This is a genomic window from Nocardioides sp. P5_C9_2, assembly GCF_054049555.1.
Map to the genome: position 1 here is coordinate 1 of NZ_JBFUMD010000226.1, position 6,003 is coordinate 6,003.

Sequence of the window (6,003 nt, forward strand, 5' to 3'; positions counted from 1 at the left end):
GGCCTGCTCGGTGGCCTCGTCGAGGTGGGCGGTCGGCTCGTCGAGCAGCACCACCGGCCGGTCGGCGAGCAGCACCCGGGCCATCGCGAGCCGGGCACGCTGCCCGGCGGAGAGCCCGGCACCGTCCTCACCGAGGCGACGGGCCAGCCCGTCGGGGTGGGCGGCCACGGCGTCGGTCATCCCGAGCGCGGCCAGCGCCCGCCACAGCTGGTCGTCGGTCGCCGCGGGGTCGCCGAGGAGCAGGTTGTCGCGGACCGTGCCGGCCGCCAGCCACGGCCGCTGGGGGAGCCAGGCGACCTGGCGCCGCCACCAGTCCGGGTCCACGTCGAGCAGGTCCACGCCGCCCACGACCACCCGCCCGTCGTACGCCGGGAGCTCACCGCGCAGGGTCTGCAGGAGGGTGGACTTGCCGCACCCGCTCGGCCCGGCAACCGCGACGAGACCGTGCTCGGGGAGGTCGACGACCAGCGGGCGGGTCAGGGCCTGCGCGGAGCCGGGGTGACCGGGGGCGAAATCCGCGAGGGACAGCCGGGTCGAGGTCGGGACCGTGGTGCCCGCCGTGCCGGCCTCCAGGGCGGCCAGCGCCCGGCCGGCCCCGGCGAGGGCGGCGGTGCCCTCGGCGGCCGCATGGAACTCGGCACCCACCCGCCGCAGCGGCCAGTAGGCCTCGGGGGCGAGGAGCAGCACGACCAGGGCCGTCTCGAAGCCGATCCCCGCGGCGGCCAGCCGCAGGCCCACGCACACCGCCACCAGGGCGACGGACAGGGTGGCGACCAGCTCGAGGACGCTGGAGGAGGCGAAGGCCACTCGCAGGGTGTCCACCGTGGCGCGGCGGTAGCGCTCGGTGACGGCGCCGATCCGGGCGACCTGCGCCTCCGCGCGGCGGTGTGCGACCAGGGTGGGGAGTCCACGCACCACGTCGAGGAAGTGTCCCGACAGCACGCCCAGCTCCCGCCACTGGAGCGCGGCGCGGTCGCGGGTGGTCATCCCGACCAGGGCGGCGAAGACCGGCACCAGGGGCAGGGTGAGCAGCACGATGAGGCCGGACAACCAGTCCAGCCACCAGATCGCGGCCACCGTCAGGGGAGGCAGGACGGCCGCGAGGACGAGGGCCGGCAGGTAGCGGGTGACGTACGGCTCGACGCTGGTGGCGCCGCGGGTGGCCAGCAGCACCACGGCGTCCGGCTCGGGGCCGTCGCGACCGGGCCGCGCGGTGGCCGCGTCCAGCAGGCGGCGTCGCAGCGTGGTCGACACGCGCGCGGCGGCCCGGGCCGACGCCAGGTCGGTGACGTGCTCGACGAGCGCCCGCAGCGCGACGACCACGAGCAGTGCCAGCGCCGCAGGGTGCCAGCCGGTGCCCGCGGGGTCGGTGACCAGCCGCACGACCAGGGCGCCGATCGCCCACGCCTGCGCGAGGGTCAGCACCCCGCCCGCCACGCCGGTGCCGACCGCGACTGCCAGCGGCCGGCGGGCCGGCAGCAGGTGGGGCAGGACCTCGGGGTCCAGCGGGCGCATCGTCAGTGGCTCGCCGTCGCCGTCGAGGCGGGGATGTGGTGGACCGCGATCCGCTTGCGGAACACCCAGTACGTCCACGACTGGTAGAGCAGCACGATCGGGGTGAAGATCACGGCCACCCAGGTCATGACCTCGAGGGTGTACGACGTCGCCGCGGCGTTGGTGGTCGTCAGCGAGTACGCCGCGTCCGTCGACGACGGCATCACGTCGGGGAAGAGGCCGACGAACAGTCCGGCCACGGCCAGCCCGATGGTGACGAAGGTGCCGAGGAACGCCCAGCCCTCCCAGCCGGCGCGGGCGGCGACGAGGCCGCCCACCAGGGTGAGCGCGGCGRCGACGAACAGGACCGCCGAGACCGCCGTGCCGGTCATGACCTGGGTCCACACGAGGAAGACCACGGCGAGCACTGCGGCCATCGCGCCGATCCGCAGAGCCAGCGCCCGCGCCCGGTGGCGGATGTCGCCGTCGGTCTTGAGCGCCAGGAAGAGCGCGCCGTGGGTCGCGAAGAGGCTCATCGTGACCAGCCCGCCCAGCAGCCCGAACGGGTTGAGCAGGGTGAGGAGATTGCCCGTGAACTCCTTGTCGGCGTCGATCGGCACCCCCGCCACGATGTTGGCGAAGGCCACGCCCCACAGGAAGGCCGGGACCACCGAGCCGACGATGAGGGCCAGGTCCCAACGGGCCCGCCACTGGTCGTGGTCGCGCTTGGCGCGGTACTCGAAGGCCAGTCCCCGCACGATCAGCCCGACCAGGATCAGCAGCAGGGGGAGGTAGAAGCCGCTGAAGAGAGTCGCGTACCACTCGGGGAACGCCGCGAAGGTCGCGCCGCCCGCCACGAGCACCCACACCTCGTTGCCGTCCCACACCGGGCCGACGGAGTTGTACATGACCCGGCGCTCGGTGTCGTTGCGGGCGAGCACGGGCAGCAGCATCCCGACGCCGAAGTCGAAGCCCTCCAGGCAGAAGTAGCCGATCCACAGGACGGCGATCAGTGCGAACCAGACGGTCGTGAGTTCCATGTCGATCCTTGTCGTCAGTACGCGAAGGCCATCGGGGCGTCGTCGTCGTGCCCGCCGATGGGCACGTCCGGCGGCTCGACGAAGGGGTCGGCGCCCTTCCTGATGTAGGTGATCAGCAGGCCGAGCTCGACGACGGCCAGGACGGCGTACAGCAGGGTCAGCACGATGAGGGAGGTGGCGGCCTCGAACACGCTGACGCTCGGCGAGACGGCGTTCTCGGTGGTCATCAGACCGAAGACCACCCACGGCTGGCGGCCCATCTCGGTGAAGATCCAGCCGAAGGAGTTGGCGGCCACCGACAGCACCGGCAGCCCGATCGCGAGCCAGGGGAACCACCTCGCGTGGGGCACCCGGCCCCGCCTGGTCAGCCAGAGCACCAGCGCGGCACCCGCGGCCGCGGCCATGCCCAGCCCGATCATGAAGCGGAAGGACCAGTAGGTGATCGGCACGACGGGCACGTAGTCGCCGGCCGAGTAGTAGGCGGCGCCGGGATCCTGGCCGTACGTCGCGATGTACTCCTCGCGGAGCTCGTCGATGCCACGCACCTCGCCGTCGAACGACCCTGTCCCCAGGAAACTGAGCAGGCCCGGGATCTTGATCGCGAACTTCTCCTCACGCCCGTCCGGGGTGCCGACGGTGAAGACGGAGAACGACGCGGGCTGCTCGGTCTGGAACAACCCCTCGGCGGCGGCCATCTTCATCGGCTGCACCTCGGTCATGATCTTGCCCTGCAGGTCGCCGGAGACGGCGACGCCGAGACCGGCCAGCAGCGTGACGGTGGCCCCGATGCGCACGGCGCGGCGGTAGAGGCCGCGGTCGTGCTCGTGCCCGCGCCGGACGTAGAGCCAGCCGGCGACGCCCACGACGAACGCGCCCGCCGTGAGGTACGCCGAGGCGATCACGTGGGGGAAGGTCACCAGCTGCACCTTGTTGAACATCACCGCCCAGAAGTCGGTGAGCTCGGCCCGGCCGGTCTCCGGGTTGTAGGTGTGGCCGACCGGGTGCTGCATCCAGGAGTTGGCGGCGAGGATGAACCACGAGGAGAACAACGTCCCGATGTGCACGATCCACATGCAGGACGCGTGCAGGGTCCGGGGGAGCTTGTCCCACCCGAAGATCCACAGCCCCAGGAACGTCGACTCGAGGAAGAACGCGAGCAGGCCCTCGATGGCCAGCGGGGCACCGAAGACGTCGCCGACGAAGCGCGAGTAGTCCGACCAGTTCATCCCGAACTGGAACTCCTGCACGATGCCGGTCACGACGCCGATGGCGAAGTTGATGAGCATCAGCTTGCCGAAGAACTTGGTGAGGCGGAGGTAGTCCTCGTTGCGCGTGCGGACCCACGCGGTCTCGAAGCCGGCGACCATCGCGGTGAGGCCGATCGTGAGCGGGACGAACATGAAGTGGTAGACGGTGATGATGCCGAACTGCCAGCGTGCGATGTCGAGGACGTCCATGTACCTGCTCCCGGGTGAAGGCCACTGAGGCGGACAGCTGACGAGGGTGACAGCCGATCAGGCGAAGGCCTACTACTCAGCGTAGTAGATACTACGCCGTGTCGTACTTCCGTGCACAGGGGCTCTAGACTCCGTCGACATGGGTCCAAGGTCCCGGATGGGTGAGCTCGAGCAGGCCGTCATGCAGACGCTCTGGGGCCTCGACGACGACCAGTGGGCCACCGTGCGCCAGGTGCACGAGTCGCTGGCCGACCGCGGGCTGGCCTACACGACCGTCATGACCGTGATGGACCGGCTCGCGCGCAAGGAGTACGTCGAGCAGCAGCGCGACGGCCGCGCCTACCGCTACCGCCCGCGGGTCAGCCGGGCCGGCCTGACCGCCGAGCTGATGCGGGAGACGCTCGTGGACATGGGGGCCGAGGAGCGCGGGTCGGCGCTGGTCTCCTTCGTCGCGGACGCGGACGAGGCGGACATCGCGGCCCTGCGCCGCGCCCTCGGCGACCTGGCCTGATCCGCTCCGCCCGTGCTCACGCCCCTCGTGCTCGGTGCCCTCGCGCTCGCCCTGGCCAGTCCGTTGCCGTGGGCGCTGGCGCGCTCGGAGCGACTGCGGCACACGCCGGTCCCGGCGATGCTGCTGTGGCAGAGCACCGCGCTGGCCGCGGTGCTGGCCGCCGTCGGTGCCGGTCTCTCGCTGGTGACCCACCGGCTGTGGGAGGGCGACGTCGGCACCGGCGACGTGCTGCTGGCGGTCCTGGCCGGGGGAGTGACGGTGGTGGTCGTGGGACGCCTGCTGCTGAGCGGTCACCGGACCGGGACGACCCTGCGGCGGCTGCGACGCCGGCACCGCCAGCAGGTGGACCTGCTGGCGCGGGTCGACCACCAGATCCTCGAGCAGGGGATCTCGGTGCTCGACCACGAGGTGCCGGTCGCCTACTGCGTCCCCGGGATGTCCGGCTCCCGGATCGTGGTCTCGCGCTCGACGTTGACCCGACTGGCGCCGGACGAGCTTGCTGCGGTGGTCGCGCACGAGCGCTCACACCTGCGAGCACGGCACGACCTGGTGCTGGAGGCCTTCACCGTGCTGCACCGCGCCTTCCCGCGCTGGGTGTCCAGCGGCGCCGCCCACCACGAGGTGCAGGTGCTGGTGGAGGTCCTGGCCGACCGGGCCGCCGTACGTCGTGGTGACCGGCGGGCGCTGGCCTCCGCGCTGCTCGCCCTGGCCGGGTCGCACACGCCGGGCGGAGCCCTGGGTGCCACCGGTACCGGTCTTGTCGAGCGGGTCGCGGTGCTCCGCGACACGCGCCCGCACCGGCTGCAGTCGGTGGTGGTCACCCTCTCCGCCCTGGCGCTGCTCGCCCTGCCGAGCGCGCTGGTCGTGCTGCCCTGGCTCGCCGGCCTGCGCTGACGAGTCCCGGACGACGCGAAGGGCCCCGGTGGATCGCTCCACCGGGGCCCCTCGTCGTACGTCCAGCTCAGGTCGTCATCGGACGATGAAGATCCTCAGCCGGGCCCGGCTCCACCAGGTGTCGGTGTCGCCCTTGTAGGTCGCGACGAGCATGTGCTTGCCGACCTTGATGTTCTTCTTCATCTTCAGGACGATGCGGCCGTCCTTCAGGGTCTTGCCGACGAGCTTCTTGCCATCGAGCCGGAACTTGACCGTTCCGGTCGGGGTCTCGCCGCCCAGCGACTTCACCTTGGTGATCGCCTTGAAGTCCTGCTTGAACGCGGGCTTCTTCGGCTTGACCTTCAGCGTCGTCTCGGACTTGAACTTCTCCTTGACCGGTGCGGGTGCGGCCTGGACCGTCACGGTGACGGTCCCGGACGCGGCCTGGAAGCCACCCGTGGGGACGTAGTTCGCCGTGAGGACGTGCGTCCCGACCGGGAGGTCCGCAGGCAGGGTCAGGCTGACCTTGCCGGCCGTCAGGGTGCCGGTCGCGACCTTGGTGACGCCGTCGGCCTTGACGAGGTCGACGACGCCGGTGGGCACGCCGCCCTGGTCGGCGGTCACGGTG

At 71.8% G+C, this 6,003-nt stretch carries 6 protein-coding genes; 2 read left to right on the forward strand and 4 right to left on the reverse strand.

Annotated elements, in window-relative coordinates; translation table 11 throughout:
• The 3 genes from cydD to ACXJKL_RS12310 all read right to left on the reverse strand — a co-directional run.
• A partial coding sequence (gene cydD, locus ACXJKL_RS12300; protein WP_457207334.1) for a thiol reductant ABC exporter subunit CydD occupies positions 1-1,515 on the reverse strand: 1,515 nt, incomplete at its 3' end.
• Between the two features lie 2 nt (positions 1,516-1,517).
• Positions 1,518-2,534: a cytochrome d ubiquinol oxidase subunit II gene (gene cydB, locus ACXJKL_RS12305; protein ID WP_457207335.1), complete on the reverse strand. Its 1,017-nt coding sequence runs from the start codon at positions 2,532-2,534 to the stop codon at positions 1,518-1,520.
• A gap of 14 nt (positions 2,535-2,548) precedes the next feature.
• Complete coding sequence (locus ACXJKL_RS12310; RefSeq protein ID WP_457207336.1) at positions 2,549-3,991, reverse strand: cytochrome ubiquinol oxidase subunit I; 1,443 nt, start codon at positions 3,989-3,991, stop codon at positions 2,549-2,551.
• A gap of 139 nt (positions 3,992-4,130) precedes the next feature.
• On the opposite strand from ACXJKL_RS12310, the gene ACXJKL_RS12315 reads away from it, so the two are divergent.
• Together ACXJKL_RS12315 and ACXJKL_RS12320 are read left to right on the forward strand one after the other, a co-directional pair.
• The gene (locus ACXJKL_RS12315) at positions 4,131-4,502 is read left to right on the forward strand and encodes a BlaI/MecI/CopY family transcriptional regulator (RefSeq protein ID WP_457207337.1); all 372 of its coding nucleotides are present in this window, start codon (positions 4,131-4,133) and stop codon (positions 4,500-4,502) included.
• A 12-nt stretch (positions 4,503-4,514) separates the two neighbouring features.
• Entirely contained in the window at positions 4,515-5,396 is an 882-nt protein-coding gene (locus ACXJKL_RS12320) for a M56 family metallopeptidase (RefSeq protein WP_457207338.1), read from the forward strand.
• 75 nt (positions 5,397-5,471) lie between these two features.
• Here ACXJKL_RS12320 and ACXJKL_RS12325 read toward each other — a convergent pair.
• Positions 5,472-6,003: Ig-like domain-containing protein (locus tag ACXJKL_RS12325; protein ID WP_457207339.1), on the reverse strand; the 532-nt coding region annotated here is incomplete at its 5' end.